Source organism: Uliginosibacterium sp. H1 (assembly GCF_036017065.1).
Lineage (GTDB): Bacteria > Pseudomonadota > Gammaproteobacteria > Burkholderiales > Rhodocyclaceae > Uliginosibacterium.
Window position 1 is genome coordinate 152,199 of the sequence record NZ_JAYXHR010000003.1, and the last position, 15,443, is coordinate 167,641.

Consider the following 15,443-nt stretch of genomic DNA (forward strand, 5'->3'; position numbering starts at 1 on the left):
TCTCTGAGGCGTAGTGACCGGAGGAGCATTGTGCGCGCCCCCGTGAAAAAGCAAAAAGCCTCCCCTTGCGGGGAGGCCGGTCTTTCCACGCCGTGCCCGGCGCGGGTGAGGAGACCCGGATCAGAAACGGATGTTGGCGGTCAGCTGTGCCGAACGCGGAGTACCCGGGGTGTAACGGGAACCGGCGTTGTTCAGCGAAGCCATGTACTCCTTGTCGAACAGGTTGTAGATGTTCAGTTGCAGGTCGAAGTTCTTGTTGACCGCGTAGTTGACCATCGCGTCGGCTACCCAGTAGCTGGGCATTTCCGGCGTGTTGGCGAACTGTGTCGTATTAGCGGTCGTAGAGCGCTTGACCATGTCGACATAGCGGACGCCGCCACCGACCGTCAGGTTGAACGGCAGCTTGTAAGTGGTCCACAGGTTGGCAGTCAGCTCCGGCGACCACTGGATGATGGCGCCAGCCGTGCCCGGGGCCGCTTCCAGCACCTTGGTCTTCATGGTGGCCAGACCGGCGGTCACCGCCCAGTTGCTGGTGATGTTGCCGACTGCGGACAGCTCGATACCTTCGACGCGGCGCTTGCCGTACTGGGCGTAGGTGTTGCTGGCGGAATCGATCAGCACCGGCTCGTTCTTGTTCTCGCTGCGATAGAGGGCAGCGTTGAACAGCAGGGCATTGTTGAAGAACTCCCACTTGGTGCCCAGCTCGATGTTCGTCGCTTCCTGCGGATCAAGGGCGGCGTTGTTCGTGTTGCCGGCCGAGTTCGACAGGCTGAAGTTCTCGTTGCCGGGGGGGCGCTCGGAGGTCGAGTAACCGGCATAGATGCTGCCGTTCTCCACTGGCTTGAACACCGCACCGGTCTTCCAGCTGAACAGGTTGCCGTTGGCGTTGAGGGAGGTGGCGGGGGTCGTGGTAGTCGACATGTAGTCCGTGCTGTAGTGCTCCAGTCGACCGCCGAGGTTCATCAGCCATTGCTTGGTGATTTCCACGGTGTCGAACAGGTAGATCGCCGCGGTGGTGGTTTCACCGCGGGTAGAGGTGCCTGTGGGCCCGACGTTGATCGGTGTCGTCAGCACCGGATAGCCCGGGTGCGGGTTGTACAGGTTGTTGCCGGCCGCTGCGGCACCGAAGCCGCCGTAGGTCGGGGTGAACTGTTCTTCGTAGATGAACTCGACACCGCCGGACATGGAGTGCTTGAGCGCACCGGTTGCGAAGTCGGAGGTCACGTTGGTCTGGTTGGTCAGGATCTCGTTCTCCTGGAACAGACCCTGGCGCGACATTGCAACGGTCCACGACGACGGGTTGTTGATCGCAGCACCCGTCGGCGTGTTGACGTTACCGACGCCGGTGAGGACGCGCTCGATGCTCGACTTGCCGTAGCGCGACAGGTTGCGGATCGTCGTACCGGGCATCAGGTCATGTTCCAGGCGCACGGTGAGCATGTCCGCGCTCTGGTTTTCGTAGTCGCTGTCCAGACCGTAGTAGTTGGACGCGTCGACCTTGGCTGCGTTGTTCAGTGCAACTTCGCCGGGCGTCTGGACACCAGCGTTGGTGCCTCGGTAGTAGCCATCCCAACCGATAGTGGGGACGCCGCCGTCCGGGCGACGGTTGTTGTGGCGGATGATCTGCGCGTAGGCATAAGCACGGGTGCTGGTGCCGAGGCCCAAGGCCAGCGCGGGCGCGAAGCCCCAGCCTTCTTTCTTCACGTCGTCACGGCCAGCGACGCCACCGTTCTGCCCCATTGCGTTGAGGCGGATGGCGTTGCCGGAATCACCCAGGCGTTCGTTGTAGTCAGCGGTGATACGGGCCAGGCCGCCGCTGTTGTAGCTCAGGCTGCCGCTGGAAAAATCCTCGGCGTAGGGCACCTTGCTCGACAGGTTGATGTAGCCGGAAGTCGCGCCACGGCCGACGTCGGCGCCGGAGGGGCCCTTCACCACTTCGATCTGTTCAGTGTTGAACACGTCGCGGGTAATGCCGCCGAGGTCGCGCACGCCGTCCACGAAGATGCTGCTGGTGGCCGAGAAGCCGCGCATGAAGAAGGTGTCGCCAGCCGAGGTGTTGCCGTTCTCACCCAGCTGCATGGTGATGCCCGGGGTGTTGCGCAGCGCTTCGGTCAGCGTGCTGGCGCCTTGTTGCTGCAGCACTTCCTTGGGGATGATCGTGATGGTCTGCGGCGTGTTCACCAGGGGTTCGGTGAACTTGGGCGAGGACATCTGTTCGACCTTGATCTCGCTTTCCTGCTTGCCCGTGACAGTGACCGGAGCCAGTTGTTGCTCGGCGGCCTTCGGTGCGGTAGCCGGGGTGGCCGGCGCGGTGTTCTGGGCCAGGGCTGCGGCGGGCAGCGCGGCGATCATCAGACCGAGGGCGGCGTTCTTCAGTTGGGGGGCAGCCGCGACGGCGTGCTTGCGGCTGGTAATGTGAGCCATGTTCTTATCTCTCCGTAAACTACTGATAAATCTGCTTTTTGCCTGTGAGGACGCCAGCAGGAGCCATAGATTCTACGAAGGGCAATGATAATTATTCTCATTTTTGACGGCAATCAATTCTTACAACTGAATGAGAATCTTTACGTTTGTAAAGACTCGATTGTTGCGGTAAAGCAACACATGCGATGGGAAAGACCCTTACGCCCAAAGTCGTAAGGGATGAAGCCCGGGGGACGGGACAGGTCGAAGGGGCCGCCCTTGGTAACGATGAGGCCGGCCGCAGTGAAGGGACGCGATAGCGCTACCAGGCGTAACGCAGGCTCACCACGGCCTTGCGACACGCGCAGTACAGCAGGTGCCACGTGACGGGCAGGTGGCCATGTACTTCTCGTCGTGAGGTCGCTGATGTCGAGCGCGGCGCGCCAGGCGGCGAACTGGAGGCCATCGCGGGGCGAGCAGCGCATCGGACGGGACTCGATGGATCGGCGCCGTCGCTGGTCTTGCCGGCATAGCGCAGATCCACGCCGGTTTTCAGCGTCGGCAGATCAGGGGCGACGAACCGGCAGCTGGGTCTGTCGTTCTCCCTGGCCTCCGCCGGGGTTGTTGCCGACGAAGTCCCAGGTGTCTGCGCAGCCCCGCAGGCGGCTACTGCGTCTGCGTCGGCGCTACCGAGCCATCCCAGCCCCCACCCAGGGCCTTGTAGAGGTCGACGGCCGTGGTCAGGCGCGACTGGCGCAGCTGGGCGAGGCTGTCTTGGGCCTGGAACAGGCTGCGTTGCGATTCCAGCACCGACAGCAGGTCGTCCGCGCCTTCCTTGTAGCGCAGCAGGCCCAGTTCCAGTGCGCGGGCGGAACGCTGGCGGGACTGCTCCTGCAGCGCTTCCTGTCGCGCCGTGCGGTCCACGCTGCCCAGGGCGTCCTCGACTTCCTTCAAGGCGGTGAGAATGGCCTTGCGATAGTTCTCCACCAGTTCGATGCGACGCGATTCGGTGATCGACACCTGGTTGCGCAGCCGGCCACCGTCGAAGATCGACTGGGCGAGGCCCAGCCCCAGGCCCACGCTGCCGGCCGGGCTGGCTAGCGACAGCAGGTTGCCGGTGGAGATGCCGGCCGAGCCGGTCAGCGACAGCGACGGCAGCAGGGCGGCGCGCGCCGCCGTGATGTTGGCGTCGGCCGCACGCAGGCTGGCTTCCTGGCTGGCGAGGTCCGGGCGTCGCGTCAGCAGCTCGGCAGGCAGGCCGGCGCCTACTTGCGGCACGGTCAGCGGCATCAGCTCGCGTGCGCCGATCTGCACGGTGCCGGGGGTGCGGCCAAGCAGCAGGGCCAGCGCGGTGAGGGCCTGGCGTTCCTGTTGTTCCAGCGGCAGCAGGGCGGCGCGCGCGGAGATGACGGCGTTCTCCTGGCGGGCGACGTCCAGCGACGAGGCCACGCCGTTGCGGTAGCGCGCATCGACGACGGTCATCACCCGCTCTGCGATCGCCAGGCTCTCGCGCGTGTAGGCGATGCGCGTACGCAGGCCGACTACCTGGAAGTAGGCGTTGGCGACGCTGGACGCGAGGGTGAGGCGGGCGGTCTGCTGGTCGAAGCGGCTGGCGTCGAAGTTGGCGCTTGCCGCGTCGGATTGGGCGGCCAGGCGTCCCCACAGGTCCACCTCGTAGCTCGCGCCCAGGCTCAGCGAAGTGCCCTCGCTGTCGGTGCCGCCCCCGCCGCCGGACGGGAAGTTGCGGCGCCAGTTGGTGCCGCCGGTGGCGTTGACGGAGGGCAGTTGCGCCGCGCCGGCGTTGTTCATGGCGAGCTCGGCCTGCCGCACACGCTGGATCGACACCTTGATGTCCGGGCTGTTGCTCAGGGCTTCGCGCACCAGTTCGCTCAGTTCGCCGGAGCCGAAGTTCTGCCACCAGCCCGGGTCGATCGCCCGCGCGGCGGCCTGCTGGCCCTGGTCGCTCCATTGCGCAGGCATGTCGACCTGCGGGCGCAGCGGGGCAGTGGTGGTGCAGGCACTGAGGGCCAGCGCGATGGCGATGCCCAGCGGTTTGATGAATGTCGGATGCATGCTGCGTCGGATCTTGCGTGTGCTCATTTCGTTGCGGCCTTCATGTGCCTTCATCGGGCCTTTATCGGGACTTCACTCCGCCGCGAGGGCGACCACCGGGTCCAGGCCGGCGGCCTTGCGGGCGGGCAGGAAGCCGAAGATCAGGCCGGTGGCGAAGGCGCAGCCGAAGGCCAGCAGCACCGGGGCGAGGGTGTACTTGATGGGCGTGCCGAAGCTGGCGATCAGCGCCGCGACACCGAGACCACCTGCCACGCCGATGGCGCCACCGATGGCGGACACCACCACGGCCTCGATGAGGAACTGGTGCAGGATGTTGCCGCGGCGCGCGCCAGTGGCCATGCGGATGCCGATCTCGCGGGTGCGCTCGGTCACCGACACCAGCATGATGTTCATGACGCCGATGCCACCCACCAGCAGCGAGATGGCGGCGATGGAGCCGAGCAGGATGGTCATCGTGTTCTGCGTCTCCGACGCGGTCTCGATGATCGAAGCCATGTTGCGGATCTGGAAATCCACCGTGCCATGTCGCTCGGTCAGCAGCTTCTCCACCTCTGCCTGGGTGTCGTCGATGCGGCTGACGTCCTGCACGGCGACGGTCACGTTGCGCAGGAAGCGCTGGCCGAACAGCCGCATGCTGCCGGTGGAATAGGGCACGAAGATGATGTCGTCCTGGTCGCGGCCGAACATGGCTGCGCCCTGCGCACGCATCACGCCGGTGACCTTGAACATCGCGTTGTTCAGCACGATGTGCTGGCCCACCGGGTCCTCGTCGCCGAACAGGGCTTTCGCCACAGTCTGGCCGAGGACTGCAACGGGCGCGTACTCCACTTCGTCGATGCTGGTGAAGAAGGCGCCGCGCTCCACCGGCCAGTCGCGCGCCAGCACGTACTCCGCGCTGGTGGCGTTGATCTCGGTGCGATGGTCGTTGCCGCCATAGCGGGCGGTGACGTTGCTGCTCTGTTCCGGCACGGCGGTGATGACGTTGTCCAGCGTGCGGATCGCGTCCACGTCGGCCGGCACCAGCGTCGCCGGCGTGTCGCGGCCGCGCGTGTTCGGCGCGCCGGGGCGCACCGTCAGCAGGTTGCTGCCCATCGCCGAGATGCGGTCGATCACCACCTGCTTGGCGCCATCGCCGATGGCCAGCATGGAGATCACCGAGCCGACGCCGATGACGATGCCGAGCAGGGTCAGCACCGTGCGCAGCAGGTTGGCGCGCAGGGCACGCAGGGCGGTGCGGGTCGCCTCGAAGAGATCGGCCAGGGGCGAAGTGCGGTCGCGGCTCGGTTGGAAGTCGGGCGTGGCGTGGTCCGGCAGGCGCGGGCCCGGGTCGGCCAGGATGTCGCCGTCCTTGATCTCGATGAGGCGGTGCGCGTTGGCGCCGACTTCGGCCGAGTGGGTGATGAGGATCACCGTGTGGCCTTGTTCGGACAGCTCGTGCAGTAGCTTCATCAGCGCCTCGCCGCTCTTGCTGTCCAGCGCGCCGGTCGGTTCGTCGGCGAGGATGACGTTGCCGCCGTTCATCAAGGCGCGGGCAATCGACACGCGTTGCTGCTGGCCGCCGGAGAGCTGGTTGGGGCGGTGCTCCATGCGCTCGGCGAGGCCCAGCGTGGTGAGCAGTTGCTCGGCGCGCACGCGGCGTTCTGCCTGCGGCATGCCGGCGTAGACCGCCGGTACTTCCACGTTCTCGCGTGCGTTGGCGGTGGCGATCAGGTTGTAGCTCTGGAACACGAAGCCGAAGGCCTCGCGGCGCAGGGCAGCCAGTTCATCGGCCTCGAACTGCGACACGTCGCGGCCGGCGAACAGGTAGCGGCCGGTGGTCGGGCGGTCCAGGCAGCCGAGGATGTTCATCAGCGTGGACTTGCCGGAACCGGAGGCGCCCATGATGGCGACGAACTCGCCGCGATAGATCTTCAGGTCGATGCCGTGCAACACCTCGACTGCCATCTCGCCGTTGCGGTAGGTCTTGGTGACCCCTTGCAGCTCGATCAGCGGCACCGCGGCGCTTTTCGCCTGAGTGGTCGCCTGGGCGACCTGCGGCGTGGCGGTTGCGGCGGCGACGCCGCTGCGGTCCGGGGCGTTCATAGGCGCGGCATGCCCATCGGCGGGCCGGACGGACGATTCTGTCCGCCCTGCTGGCCCTGGCCTTGTTGTCCGCCACGGTTGGCGGCCGGGTCGGCACGCTTGCCGGCGATGACCTTCTCGCCCTCCTGCAGGCCGGAAAGCACGACGGCCTGGATGCGGTTGGTGGCGCCGATGGTGACTTCGCGGTCTTCGATCTTGCCGGTGGCCTCGTCGATGACGCGCACCGTCGCCTTGCGGATGCGCGGCTGCTCCGGCATCGCGCTGCCCGGCGCACCACCTGCGTTGGCATTCGTCGCGTTGCGGCGGCGGGCGGGGGCGGTGCTGTCGCCCTGGCGTGGTTCGCCGTTGCGTGCACCAGCCTGTGCCGTGCGGGCCGGGGCAGGACGTTCGCCCGTCGTGGCACCTGCTGCATTGCCTTCGCCTTCACGGCCACGTTCGGCCATGCGTTGCTGCCAGGCGGCACGGCGTGCCTGCATTTCCTCCGGGGTGAGGTCGCCACGTGGCTCGCGGCTCATGCGCTCGCCACTGCCCGGCGTGCCTTCCGGTGCGCTCTGTCCATCGCGGATGCGGCGACGCGGGCGCTCTTCGCCGCTGCCGTTTTCCTCGCTGGCTGTCGTGGGCGTGTTGGCGCCGGCGATCCGTTCGCGGCCTGGCCCGCCAGCCTGCTCGTCGCGTGCAGTGCGCGGACGCTCGGCGTTCGCCGCCGCGCTGCCCTCGTTCTTGCGTGGCGCATTGTCCGCGCCGGTGTTGCGCGCGACGGCCTCGGCGCTGCGGGGCGTGGCGGCGGACTGTTCGCTGGCGGGGGCGGATTGCTCGGCATGCGAATCGGCGCCCTGGCGGCGGCGCGGCACCGTCTTGATGGCGCCGGTCGGGATCAGCAGCGCATCGCGTGCCGACGCGACGACGAAGTAGACCTGCGCGGTCATCTGCGTCATCAGCGCCTGGTTGGGGTTGGGGACGTCGAACAGCGCGTTGTACAGCACCACGTTGTTGGTCACCGTGGGGGTCGGCTCCACCTTGGTCAGCGTGCCGTAGAAGCGGCGCTGCGGATTGCCCAGCGTCGTGAAGTAGGCCTGCATGCCGTTGCGCAGGCGGTTCACGTCGGCTTCCGACACCTGGGTCTGCACCGTCATGGTGTTGAGGTCGGCAATGCGCAGGATGACCGGTGCCGACTGGTTGGCGTTCAGGGTGGCGCCTTGTCGCGCGGTGATGGACACCACGGTGCCGGCGATCGGCGCGTAGATCTGTGCGTAGTTGAGGTTGGCTTCGTCCGAGCGCAGGTTGGATTCGGTCTGCTCGATCTGCGCGCGCAGCGACTCCAGCTGGGCGCGGGCGGAGCGCAGTTCGGCTTCCGCCTGCTGCACAGACTCGGTGGTGGTGGCCTCGGCCTGGATCAGGTTCTGCTGGCGCTTGTACTGCAGCTCGGCCAGCGACAGCTTGGCGCGGCGCTCTTCCAGCTGGGCCTGCTGGTTCTTCAACTGGGCACGGCTGGCATCGACCTTGGCGCGATACACCGTGGGATCGATCTCCGCCAGCAGGTCGCCGACTTCCACCTGGCTGCCGATCTCGACGTGGAATTTCTTGAGCTGGCCGGACACCTGCGCGCCCACGTCAACGTAGTTCTTGGGTTGCAGGGTGCCGGTGGCGGTGACGGAGTCCTCCAGGTCACCGCGCTGCACGGCGACGATGACGAATTCGTCCTGCGGCGTCTTCTTGTTGGCGAACTTCTTCCAGCCCCAGTAGCCGCCTGCGGCCAGGACGAGCACCAGCGCGGCGATGACGGCGGGGTGGAATACAAGACGGCGCTTGCGGCGGGACGGAGTGGGAGTCGTGTTCATTTGGGGCGAAGCGGATGAGCGGACGTGATCCGGTCTGGATCGGTGTTCCGGATTTTGTTATGTAGCGCGCTGGAGCAGAAGGCAAGGCCGCGTAAATGCGCGTAAAGCCGGTACAGGGAAATGTAACAACTTGAAAGCCTGCCGTGCCGGGCGTCCGTAAAACAAAGAAGGGGCGGACGGCATGTGCCATCCACCCCTTCTCGTCGAGCGATGTTGCTTACTGGTCGGGCTGGCTGACGAAGCCCACCTTGGTGAGGCCGCCCTTGGAGGCGTCGGCCAGCACTTCGGCGACGTACTTGTAGGGGGCCTCGCGGTCGGCGCGCAGGTGCACTTCCGGTTGCGGCTGCTTGGTGCCTTCGGCAGCGAAACGTTGTTGTGCGGTCGCGCGGTCCACCGGCTCGCCGTTCCAGTACAGCGTACCGGTGGCGTCGATCGCGAATTCGATCTTCTCGGCCTTCTGCTGGTTCACCTGCGAGCTGACCTGCGGCAGGTCCAGCTTTACCGAATGGGTGAGCAGCGGAGCGGTGACGATGAAGATCACCAGCAGCACCAGCATCACGTCGATGAGCGGAACCATGTTGATTTCCGCCATCGGCGCGCCAGCGCTCTTGTTGTCGAAACTACCGAATGCCATGTGAATGCTCCGTCCGGGCGCGCCGCTCAGTGGTTGGCGGTGCGCGGCACCATCGGCTGCACGTTGTTGTCGGTCTTGGCCATCGGCTGGCCCAGCGACAGGAAGGTGAAGAGGTCGTAGGCGAAAGCGTCCAGCTTGGCCAGCAGCACGCGGTTGCTGCGGGTCAGCCAGTTGTAGCCCATCACGGCGGGGATCGCCACGGCCAGGCCGATGCCGGTCATGATCAGCGCTTCGCCCACCGGGCCGGCAACCTTGTCCAGTGTGCCGGCGCCGCTCATGCCGATGGCGATCAGCGCGTGATAGACGCCCCATACCGTGCCGAACAGGCCCACGAACGGTGCGGTCGCACCGATGGTGGCCAGCATGGTCAGGCCGTTCTCGACGCGGGCGGTTTCCTCGTCGATGACCTTGCGCATGGTGCGGGTCAGGAATTCCTGCGGCGAGCCGGCTTCTTCCAGCTTGGCGGCGCCGTAGCGGGCGTGGTGACGACGGGCGTGCAGGGCGTGCGAGGTCAGGTGCGAGAACGGATCGCGCGCGCCATGCGTGGTGATCTCGTCACCCACTGCGTCCAGCGAGGTGGCGTTCCAGAAGAAGCCGAGGAATTCGTCGCTGCGGCGCTTGCGCAGGTACAGCGTGATGCCCTTCATGATGATCAGCGTCCAGGAGATGGCGGACATGATCACGAGGATGGCCAGCAGGCCCTTGCCCACGACATCGCTCTGCGCGATGAAATGGCCGAAGCCCATGGCGGTTGTTTCATTCATGACGAATTCCTAAAGACTAGTCGAGGTTGAAATCGAAGGGAGCGACCACCCACACCGGGATGGCCTGGCCGTTTTCTTCGTACGGATAGAACGACGCGCGACGGATGCCGGCGATCACCGCGTCGTCCAGGCGGCTGAAGCCGGAGGACTTGGAAACGACCACCTGCTGCGGGTTGCCGTTGGTGCCGATGAGGATCCGCACCAGGACGCGGCCTTGTTCGTTAAGGCGGCGCGACTGGGCCGGGTACTGGATGCTCGGTTGCACGCGATAGCGCACTTCGGAAGCCGACACTGTCTTGGGCTGGGCGGCGACCGCCGGCGCGGGCGAGGGCGGGGCGAGGTTCACCACCGGCTCCACCGGTTGCGGCACGGGCTCGGGCGGCGGAGGCGGCGCGACGAATGCGGGCGCGGCATCCGGCTTCGGCGCCGCGGCGATGACGGGCGGCGGCTCGGTGATCTTCTTGATCTTCGGGGGAGGCGGCTTGGGCGGCTCCACGACCGGCTTGGGCGGCTCCGGCGGGGCGACCCAGGACACGAACAGCGGGCCAAGCTCCTTCGCCTTTTCGGGCGTGATCACCAGATGCATGAGGCCCCAGCCAGCCAGCAGGTGCAGCGCCACCGCGACGAGACCGATGCCCAGTTTTGCCGGCAGGGGCAAGGCCTGCCCATCGGCGTGGAAGTGGAGTGCGGGACTGGACTGCATGGCGGAAGCGGAAAAGGAGCAGAAGAACAGGAAGAGCGAAAGACCGGCGCAAGGAAAGCAAAAGCACGTTAATGGGAATTGTTATCATTTATGGCCGATGTGTCAAGTCTTCATGCAACATTGTTGCGTTTTTCGCGCAAGGACTTGCGCGACCGCACGCCATGTGGAAAATGCACAAATCAAACAAGAATCATTTGCGTTTGTGGGGTGCATAGGGAGATGCCGAATATGGCCACACATGAGGTCGCGACAAGGGGATCAGGGCTCCAGCGCAGGGCGGCGTGGCCGCGCGAGGTGTGGCACTTGCAGCTCGGCATCGTCGTGGTGCTGGCGCTTTGCGCGATGCCCTTCGTCTATTTCGCGCGGGTGATGTGACGCTTGAGGCGAATCCGGCGTTCGGAAACGCAACAGGGCAGCCGAAGCTGCCCTGTCGTGATGTTTCGCGAAGCCTGTTGATCAGCGCAGGCCGGCTGCGTAGTCCGCGACGGCCTTGATTTCGGCATCGGTCATCTTGACGGCGATCATGCGCATCATGCTGGCCGGGTCGTTGGCGCGATCGCTGAGGCGGAAGGCCTTCAGCTGCGTTTCGGTGTAGTCGGCAAACTGGCCCTGGATACGCGGGTACTGCGTGGGCAGGCCGGCGCCGGCAGGGCCATGGCAGGCGGCACAGGCAGGCAGGCCGCGGCTGGGGTCGCCGGCGCGCCAGAGCTTCTGGCCACGGTCCAGCGTGGCCTTGTTCTTGGCAACTTCCGGCTTCAGCTTCTGCTCGCCGTAATACACGGCCAGGGCGCGGAGTTCGTCGTTGGACAGCGGTGCGACCATGCCGCCCATGACGGCGTTGTTGCGTTCGGCCGGCTTGCCGCCTTGTGGCTTGAAGTTCAGCAACTGCTTGTAGAGATAGTCCACGTGCTGACCGGCCAGTTTGGGATTGGCCGAAATCTGGCTGTTGCCATCCAGGCCATGGCAGGCAGCACATACGTTTTCGGCGGTCTGCTTGGCCTTGGCCATGTCGAGCTGCGGTGAGGGTTTGTCCGCCGCGATGGCGGTACCGGCAGCGACGGCGAGGGACAGCAAGGTTGCGCGCGAAATCTGGGTCAGCATCGATTCACCTTTGGGGCTGGGCTTGCTCAAACCTGATATTCTATAACAGCCCCGCCGTGCGCCGCACTCCAAGCTTTGCGGCGCTTCTCCAGATGCCTTCCGACACTTCCCGCCCCGCTTCCTCCTCGACGCCCGCCAAGGTTTCGACGAAGGTCTCGATCTTCCGTCACGCCCAGTTCGAGATCTCGATTGCGCGTCCGCAGGACCTGCCTCCGGCCCGCACCCCCGAGATTGCCTTCGCGGGTCGTTCCAATGCCGGCAAATCGAGCGCGATCAACGCGCTGGTCGGCCATACGCGGCTGGCCTACGTCAGCAAGACGCCCGGCCGCACGCAACTGATCAACGTCTTCCGCATGCGCAACGGCGCGGCGCTGATCGACCTGCCTGGCTACGGCTATGCCCAGGTGCCGGAAGCGGTGCGCAAGCAATGGGTGAAGTTGCTGGAAAACTACCTGACGCGACGCGAGAGCCTGCTGGGGCTCATCCTCATCATGGATTCGCGTCATCCACTGACGCCGCTGGACCGCCAGATGCTGGACTGGTTTGCGCCGTCCGGCCGGCCTGTGCATGTGCTGCTGACCAAGAGCGACAAGCTGACGCGCAGTGCGGCCGCGCAGGTGCTGGCTGCGGTGCGGCGCGAACTCCCGCAGTGGGGCGAGCGCGTCAGTGTGCAACTGTTCTCCAGTCTCAAGAAGAGTGGGCTGGAGGATGTCGAACTGGCGGTGGCTGGCTGGCTGGACGAGGTGGCCGATGCAACGGCGCCCGCAGATCCGGACGGAGATGAAAAACCGGAAGCACAAAAAAATTCCCCGGCGTAAGTTACGCCGGGGCTGAAACGCCGGTGACGCCGGGGGAGGCAAACACCGGTTCCCGCTCAGGGAGGTGAAGCGGGGGATGGTGGGGCCATCCGTGCATTGAGAGTGCCGGGCTTCGCGAACAGTTCCCCGGCGATGTGGATTTTTGTCAGATCGCTTTCCAGACAGAGCAGACAGAGGATCGAATGAGCGCACAACTGCCCCCGTCCCGCTTTCCGATGACCCGCATGCGTCGCATGCGTCGCGACGACTTCTCGCGTCGCCTGATGCGCGAGTCGCGTTTGTCGGCGGACGATCTGATCCTGCCGGTGTTCGTGCTGGACGGTCAGGGCCGCAGCGAAGCAGTGGCTTCGATGCCGGGCGTGTCGCGCTTGTCGATCGACAAGCTGTTGCAGGTCGCCGAGCAGGCGCAGATGCTGGGCGTGTCCGCGGTGGCGCTGTTTCCGGTCATCGAGTCGGGCAAGAGCGACGACGCCTCCGAGGCGTGGAATCCGCAGGGCCTCGCGCCGCGTGCCGTGCAGGCACTCAAACAGCATTTTCCGGAGCTGGGGGTGATCACCGACGTGGCGCTGGATCCTTACACCAGCCACGGCCAGGATGGCTTGATCGCCGCTGGCGATCCGCATGCGTACGTGCTGAACGACGAAACCCTGGTCGCGCTCGAACGACAGGCCCTGTGCCATGCGCAGGCAGGGGCCGACGTGGTGGCGCCTTCCGACATGATGGACGGCCGCATCGGCCACATACGCCGCGCGCTGGAAGCAGCGGGCTACATCCACACGCGCATCCTCGCCTACTCGGCCAAGTACGCCTCGGCCTTCTACGGCCCTTTCCGTGATGCGGTCGGGTCGGCCGGGAATCTCGGCAAGGGCAACAAGTACAGCTACCAGATGGATCCCGCCAACAGCGACGAGGCGATTCGCGAGGTGGCGCTCGACATCGCCGAGGGCGCCGACATGGTGATGGTGAAGCCGGGCATGCCGTACCTGGACATCGTGCGGCGCGTGAAGCAGGAACTCGCAGTGCCCACGTTCGCGTACCAGGTCAGTGGCGAATACGCGATGCTGAAGGCTGCGGCGCAGAACGGCTGGCTCGACGAGCGCTCCAGCGTGCTGGAGTCCCTGCTGGCGTTCAGGCGCGCCGGCGCCGATGGCGTGTTGACCTATTTCGCACTGGATGCCGCACGCTGGTTGCGCGAGGGCTGAGCCAGCGCACCAGCGCGTGGATTACTTGCGGCTGCGCAGCGCCGCAGCCAGCGCCCCGCGTGCCCAGTCACGCATCAGCGCGGGTGACTCAAGCGTTTCATCGGGAGCCCGGCTGTAGCTCATGCGTGTTGTCTTGCCGCGCGCCGTGTAGGTGAATGGTTCCAGCCCCGCTGCTTCGAAATCCGCCCGATTGCCGTCGTCGGTCTTCAGGTACAGCACGTCGTCGGCGACGAGCGCGATCATGACTTCTCCGCAATAGATGCCGGCGCCGCCGAACATCCGCTTGACGCGCACTTGTCCCAGCGGGGCGAACAGCTCGGCGATGTGATCGAGGAACTCGCGCGAGGCGGCCATGCGGGGAATCGGCGCTCGTTCAGACGCCGTTGCGCAGGAAAGGGAAGTCCGGTTCCGGCGGACGGCCGTCGATGATGTCCGCGAGTGCCTGCGCGGTACCGCAGGCCAGTGTCCAGCCCAGCGTTCCATGCCCGGTGTTGTAGAGCAGGTTGTCGATGCGGCTGCGGCCAACCAGCGGCAGGTTGCTCGGCGTCGTCGGACGCAGGCCGGCCCAGAAGTGCGGGCTGGACAGGTCGCAGGCGCCCGGGAACATGTCTTCGGTCCAGTCGAGCAGGGCCTGGCAGCGGACCGGGTCCAGGCTGAGATCGAAGCCGTTGAGTTCGGCCGTGCCGGCAACCCGTAGCTGGTTGCCGAAGCGGGAGCAGACGATGCGTCGCGACTCGTCGGTGAGGCTGGTCTGCGGCACGCGTTCCGGCCGGCGCAGGTTGAGGGTCGCGGAGTAGCCCTTCACCGGATAGATCGGCAGCTTTTCGCCCAGCGGCGCCACGAGCGCACCGCTGTAGCTGCCGGCAGCCATGACGAAGGCATCGCCACCGAGGGCGCCCGTGCGACCGCCCGCGTCGGTGATGTCCACCGCGCCGATGCGCTTGCCGCTGAGGACCAGCCGGTCGGCCCGGCAACCGAAATGGAACTGGACACCGGCAGCGGCGGCCTTTTGCGTCAGCGCCTGGGTGAAGGTATAGGCGTCACCGCTTTCGTCCTCCATCCCGAGCATCGCGCCGTGCAAGCGGCCGCGTAGTTGGGCGAGGGAGGGTTCGATGCCGATGCATTCATCGACGCTGAGCATGCGTGCGCCGATGCCATGCTTTTCCAGCAGGCGTTGCTGCTGGCGCCCATGCCTCAGTTCGGCCGGTGAAAAGTAGAGGTGCAGGATGCCGCGACTGGACTCGTCGTAATGAAGGTCCAGCGTGCGTCGCAAGTCGCGCAGTCTGCGTGCGCTGTAGGTGGCCATCCGCGCAATCGCGCGCGTGTTGCGGCGGGTGCGGCCGGGCATGCATTCACGCAGGAACGACAGGCCCCAGCGGATGCGCGCGGCTTCGGCCGGGAAGCGGAACAGCAACGGCGCGTCGCGGCGGCCCAGCCAGCGCAACAGAAGCAAGGGGGCGCCCGGGTTGGCCCAGGGCTCGGGATGACTGACGGAAATCTGGCCGCCGTTGGCAAAACTGGTTTCCAGGCCAGCGGCCTCGCGGCGCTCCACCACGCTCACCGCGTGGCCAGCCTCGCGCAGGCTCCACGCGGCAGTGACGCCCGCAAGGCCTGCGCCGATGACAACTATATGCATCTAGGTTCGAACTTTCTTTTCTCGCTTTCGCGGTTCCATCGCCGCCACGTCGGGGAAGGACGACGTAGCGACGACGCAAGGCTACACGTTCCCTACCGGGGCCGCTTGAGCAATTGCGGCAGGTTTGAGGCGCATTCAGATCTGTCGCTGAGTTGCGACGTCGTGCGGATGTGACTGGTCCCGAAGGGC

General features: G+C 66.0%; 13 protein-coding genes. 3 read left to right on the plus strand and 10 right to left on the minus strand.

The window, feature by feature from the left end; genetic code table 11:
• Positions 1–120: 120 nt before the first annotated feature.
• From VVD47_RS17340 to VVD47_RS17370, 7 genes are all read right to left on the minus strand, one after another.
• Positions 121–2,424, minus strand: coding sequence for a catecholate siderophore receptor Fiu (locus VVD47_RS17340; protein ID WP_327604770.1), 2,304 nt, complete (start codon positions 2,422–2,424; stop codon positions 121–123).
• Positions 2,425–3,069: 645 nt separating this feature from the next.
• The gene (locus VVD47_RS17345) at positions 3,070–4,476 is read right to left on the minus strand and encodes an efflux transporter outer membrane subunit (RefSeq protein WP_327604771.1); all 1,407 of its coding nucleotides are present in this window, start codon (positions 4,474–4,476) and stop codon (positions 3,070–3,072) included.
• Between the two features lie 72 nt (positions 4,477–4,548).
• The gene (locus VVD47_RS17350; protein WP_327604772.1) at positions 4,549–6,558 is read right to left on the minus strand and encodes a MacB family efflux pump subunit; all 2,010 of its coding nucleotides are present in this window, start codon (positions 6,556–6,558) and stop codon (positions 4,549–4,551) included.
• The gene (locus VVD47_RS17355; RefSeq protein WP_327604773.1) at positions 6,555–8,396 is read right to left on the minus strand and encodes an efflux RND transporter periplasmic adaptor subunit; all 1,842 of its coding nucleotides are present in this window, start codon (positions 8,394–8,396) and stop codon (positions 6,555–6,557) included. The genes VVD47_RS17350 and VVD47_RS17355 overlap by 4 nt, the downstream gene beginning before the upstream one ends.
• A gap of 217 nt (positions 8,397–8,613) precedes the next feature.
• Entirely contained in the window at positions 8,614–9,030 is a 417-nt protein-coding gene (locus tag VVD47_RS17360; RefSeq protein ID WP_327604774.1) for an ExbD/TolR family protein, read from the minus strand.
• 26 nt (positions 9,031–9,056) lie between these two features.
• Complete coding sequence (locus VVD47_RS17365) at positions 9,057–9,794, minus strand: MotA/TolQ/ExbB proton channel family protein (protein WP_327604775.1); 738 nt, start codon at positions 9,792–9,794, stop codon at positions 9,057–9,059.
• Between the two features lie 16 nt (positions 9,795–9,810).
• Entirely contained in the window at positions 9,811–10,497 is a 687-nt protein-coding gene (locus VVD47_RS17370; protein WP_327604776.1) for an energy transducer TonB, read from the minus strand.
• A gap of 228 nt (positions 10,498–10,725) precedes the next feature.
• On the opposite strand from VVD47_RS17370, the gene VVD47_RS17375 reads away from it, so the two are divergent.
• Positions 10,726–10,872: a hypothetical protein gene (locus VVD47_RS17375; RefSeq protein ID WP_327604777.1), complete on the plus strand. Its 147-nt coding sequence runs from the start codon at positions 10,726–10,728 to the stop codon at positions 10,870–10,872.
• An 81-nt stretch (positions 10,873–10,953) separates the two neighbouring features.
• Here VVD47_RS17375 and VVD47_RS17380 read toward each other — a convergent pair whose 3' ends face one another.
• Positions 10,954–11,598: a c-type cytochrome gene (locus tag VVD47_RS17380; RefSeq protein ID WP_327604778.1), complete on the minus strand. Its 645-nt coding sequence runs from the start codon at positions 11,596–11,598 to the stop codon at positions 10,954–10,956.
• 92 nt (positions 11,599–11,690) lie between these two features.
• Between VVD47_RS17380 and yihA the strand changes: the two genes are divergently transcribed.
• Both yihA and hemB read left to right on the plus strand, forming a co-directional pair.
• The gene (gene yihA, locus VVD47_RS17385; RefSeq protein ID WP_327604779.1) at positions 11,691–12,416 is read left to right on the plus strand and encodes a ribosome biogenesis GTP-binding protein YihA/YsxC; all 726 of its coding nucleotides are present in this window, start codon (positions 11,691–11,693) and stop codon (positions 12,414–12,416) included.
• Between the two features lie 182 nt (positions 12,417–12,598).
• Positions 12,599–13,618: a porphobilinogen synthase gene (gene hemB, locus VVD47_RS17390; RefSeq protein ID WP_327604780.1), complete on the plus strand. Its 1,020-nt coding sequence runs from the start codon at positions 12,599–12,601 to the stop codon at positions 13,616–13,618.
• A gap of 21 nt (positions 13,619–13,639) precedes the next feature.
• Here the strand turns inward: hemB and VVD47_RS17395 are convergent, their stop codons facing one another.
• The gene (locus tag VVD47_RS17395) at positions 13,640–13,972 is read right to left on the minus strand and encodes a TfoX/Sxy family protein (protein ID WP_327604781.1); all 333 of its coding nucleotides are present in this window, start codon (positions 13,970–13,972) and stop codon (positions 13,640–13,642) included.
• A gap of 19 nt (positions 13,973–13,991) precedes the next feature.
• Complete coding sequence (locus tag VVD47_RS17400; RefSeq protein WP_327604782.1) at positions 13,992–15,254, minus strand: D-amino acid dehydrogenase; 1,263 nt, start codon at positions 15,252–15,254, stop codon at positions 13,992–13,994.
• Positions 15,255–15,443 lie beyond the last annotated feature (189 nt).

Bases quoted from the DNA above. Each gene is read 5' to 3' on its own strand.
- VVD47_RS17340 (WP_327604770.1), bottom strand. From the start codon at position 2,424: ATGGCTCACATTACCAGCCGCAAGCACGCCGTCGCGGCTGCCCCCCAA.
- VVD47_RS17345 (WP_327604771.1), bottom strand. From the start codon at position 4,476: ATGCATCCGACATTCATCAAACCGCTGGGCATCGCCATCGCGCTGGCC.
- VVD47_RS17350 (WP_327604772.1), bottom strand. From the start codon at position 6,558: ATGAACGCCCCGGACCGCAGCGGCGTCGCCGCCGCAACCGCCACGCCG.
- VVD47_RS17355 (WP_327604773.1), bottom strand. From the start codon at position 8,396: ATGAACACGACTCCCACTCCGTCCCGCCGCAAGCGCCGTCTTGTATTC.
- VVD47_RS17360 (WP_327604774.1), bottom strand. From the start codon at position 9,030: ATGGCATTCGGTAGTTTCGACAACAAGAGCGCTGGCGCGCCGATGGCG.
- VVD47_RS17365 (WP_327604775.1), bottom strand. From the start codon at position 9,794: ATGAATGAAACAACCGCCATGGGCTTCGGCCATTTCATCGCGCAGAGC.
- VVD47_RS17370 (WP_327604776.1), bottom strand. From the start codon at position 10,497: ATGCAGTCCAGTCCCGCACTCCACTTCCACGCCGATGGGCAGGCCTTG.
- VVD47_RS17375 (WP_327604777.1), top strand. From the start codon at position 10,726: ATGGCCACACATGAGGTCGCGACAAGGGGATCAGGGCTCCAGCGCAGG.
- VVD47_RS17380 (WP_327604778.1), bottom strand. From the start codon at position 11,598: ATGCTGACCCAGATTTCGCGCGCAACCTTGCTGTCCCTCGCCGTCGCT.
- yihA (WP_327604779.1), top strand. From the start codon at position 11,691: ATGCCTTCCGACACTTCCCGCCCCGCTTCCTCCTCGACGCCCGCCAAG.
- hemB (WP_327604780.1), top strand. From the start codon at position 12,599: ATGAGCGCACAACTGCCCCCGTCCCGCTTTCCGATGACCCGCATGCGT.
- VVD47_RS17395 (WP_327604781.1), bottom strand. From the start codon at position 13,972: ATGGCCGCCTCGCGCGAGTTCCTCGATCACATCGCCGAGCTGTTCGCC.
- VVD47_RS17400 (WP_327604782.1), bottom strand. From the start codon at position 15,254: ATGCATATAGTTGTCATCGGCGCAGGCCTTGCGGGCGTCACTGCCGCG.